Genomic DNA, 2,511 nt, shown 5'->3' with positions numbered 1-2,511 from the left:
GACCGAGAGTGAGGTGCGGGCGCCGGTGATCATCCGCGACAGCACATCGCGGCCGAACTCGTCGGTGCCGAACAGATGCGTCAGCGACGGAGCCTGGTTCATGATGCCCAGGTCCTGCTGGTCGTAGGGGTACGGCGAAAGCCACGGCGCAAACAGCGCGCCGATGACCAGAAGCAACAGAAACGCCCCTGAAATGCCGCCCTTGAAGGTCGAGACGGCCTTGAGCAGTGCCAATGCACGATGTCTGATCATGCCCGTGCCTCGCGCTGGCGTGGGTCCATCGCCGCCTGGACGATGTCGCCGATCAGGGCGCCGATGATTACGGCCATGGCCAGCATGAGCAGGCAGCCCTGCACCAGGGGATAGTCGCGCTGGTTCAACGCCCGGATCAGCAGCGAGCCCAGGCCCGGACGGGCGAAGACGTATTCGATCGTCACGGCACCACCCAAAACCCAGCCGATGCGCAGGCTGAGGATGGTGACGACCGGAACCATGGCGTGGCGGAGCACATGGCGCAGCTGGATGATGAAGGGTGGCAGCCCCTTGGCGTGCAACAGGGTCACGAAATCCTGTCGCGACGTCTCGATCATGGCGATCCGGGTGACCCGCGCCACCAGCGCGATGCCGCCGAGGCCGGCAGCGATCACGGGCAGGATGAGGGAACTCCAGCCGCGCGCCCCCGACACCGGGACCCAGCCGAGCCACACGGCGAAAACCAGGATCAGCAGCAAGCCGAGCCAGAAGCTTGGCACCGTCGAGCCGAGCAGGATGAAGCCGGTGATCGTGTCGTCGACGCGGGTACCCTGGTAGCTCGCCGCAATCACGCCGGCAGCAATGCCGGTCAGCGTCGAAAACAGCAGTGCCGCAACACCCAGTTCGAGGCTGTAGGGCAGGTTTCGGGCGATCAATGCGCTTACCGGGCGCCCCTGTATGATGGAGGTGCCAAGATCGCCGGTCAGAAGCCGTCCCATCCAGGTGACGTATTGCTCGACGAGACTACGGTCGAGACCGTACTTCGCCGCGATCAGCAGTCGCTGCTCCGGCGTCGAGCCAGCGCGCATGAGATTGTCGATGGGGTCGCCCGGCACCAGGTGGATGATGAAAAACACCACCAGCGAGACGACAAAGAAAACGGGCAGCAGCAGCACCAGCCGCCTCAAGGTGAAGCCGATCATAACGTTCTGCCGACCCGCTTAACCAATGACCTTGATGTCGACGGTCGTTGCCTGCACGAGCTGCGTGCCGCGCAGCTTTTCCGGCACTTCGAGCATTGTCTTGTTGAACGCATAGTTCTGCACCGGCTCGTGGATCGGCACGAACAGGAAGTTGCCGATCAGGTTCTCCTGATACTTCTTGAAATTGGCCACCCGCTCGTCCTGCGTCTTCGACTGCTGCATGGCGACRTTGCGAAGCTCCTGCGATTTCTCGTCYTGCCAGCCGGAGGAGTTCGGATAGGGAATGTTGGTGGTGCTGAAGAACCAGTCGAGAATGTCGGCGTTGTTCCAGCCATACTGACGCACCGCAAGCTGATGCTGGCCCTTCTTGAGCTGATCGACGACCGTCGTGCTATCGAAGATGTCGATCTCGACAACCATGCCGATTGCCTTGAGCTGCGCCTGGACTATCTCGGCAGTACGTTTGATCGCCGTCTCCGACTGCGCCGTCAGCTTGATCTTCAGCGGCTTGCCGTCCTTGCTCCGGAAACCGTCATCACCGCGCTGCCACCCGGCCTTGTCTAGAAGCTCGTTGGCCTTGGCCAGGTCGTGACGGATTTCCAGCTTGGGATCGATCTTCGATTCCACCAGCGTGCTGATCAGGAACTGGTGCGCTTCGAGGCCGACGCCGTTGAAGACGCTCTTGAGGATGGCGCCCTGGTCGACCGCCAGCGCGGTTGCCTGGCGCACGGCGGCATCGCCGAAGGGCTCGGCTCGGGTGTTGAACGCGAGGTACGTGATCCCGAAGCCAGGCAGGGTCCGGAAGTCCAGTATCTCTTCTGCCTGAAGTTGCGGCAGGAACTGGTCCGGCACGCCGAGCAGCAAGCCGACGCCGCCCGTCTTCAGTTCGAGGAAAGCCGTCGAGGCATCGGGAATTTCTCGCAGGGTCAGCCGCTTGATGTGCGGTGCTCCCTTGTTGTCCGAGAGGTCGCTGCCCCAGTTGTAATCCTCATTGGCAACCAGCACGGTTTCCTGGCCTACGGCAAAGCTCTCGAACTTGTAGGGCCCGGTTCCGACGGCCTCTGTCACACCAAAATTGTCACCGGCCGCGTCGTAGGACTTCGGCGACGGGACGCCCATGAAGGACGACGCCAGATTGAAAATCAAATTCGGCTCTGCCCGTTTCATGACGAAGCGAACAGTGTAGTCGTCGACAACCTCGACACGATCGACAGCGTCGACAAGGTACTCGTTGGCGCTGCCTTTGAACTTGGGGATCCACCACGCTATGGTCGCGGCATTAAACAGTTCACCATCATGGAAGCGAACACCTTGCCGCAACTTGAAGGTCCAGTTC

The 2,511-nt window shown here is 61.6% G+C and carries 2 protein-coding genes and 1 pseudogene; all 3 read right to left on the bottom strand.

Annotation, left to right across the window (positions count from 1 at the left end):
• Positions 1–252, bottom strand: a pseudogene (locus AC1DUU_RS29345) (ABC transporter permease); the annotation flags it as partial.
• A complete protein-coding gene (locus AC1DUU_RS29340; RefSeq protein WP_476786842.1) occupies positions 249–1,175 on the bottom strand; it encodes an ABC transporter permease in 927 nt (308 codons plus the stop codon). The pseudogene AC1DUU_RS29345 and the gene AC1DUU_RS29340, both read right to left, overlap by 4 nt.
• Positions 1,176–1,193: 18 nt before the next feature.
• Positions 1,194–2,511 (bottom strand): ABC transporter substrate-binding protein (locus AC1DUU_RS29335; RefSeq protein WP_476786841.1); only part of this gene is annotated, 1,318 nt, incomplete at its 5' end.

Source organism: Aminobacter sp. P4_H6_2 (assembly GCF_056400805.1).
Note: the sequence above shows the minus strand (reverse complement) of the source record. Positions and strands in the feature narration are given on the sequence as shown.

Bases quoted from the DNA above. Each gene is read 5' to 3' on its own strand.
- AC1DUU_RS29340 (WP_476786842.1), bottom strand. From the start codon at position 1,175: ATGATCGGCTTCACCTTGAGGCGGCTGGTGCTGCTGCTGCCCGTTTTC.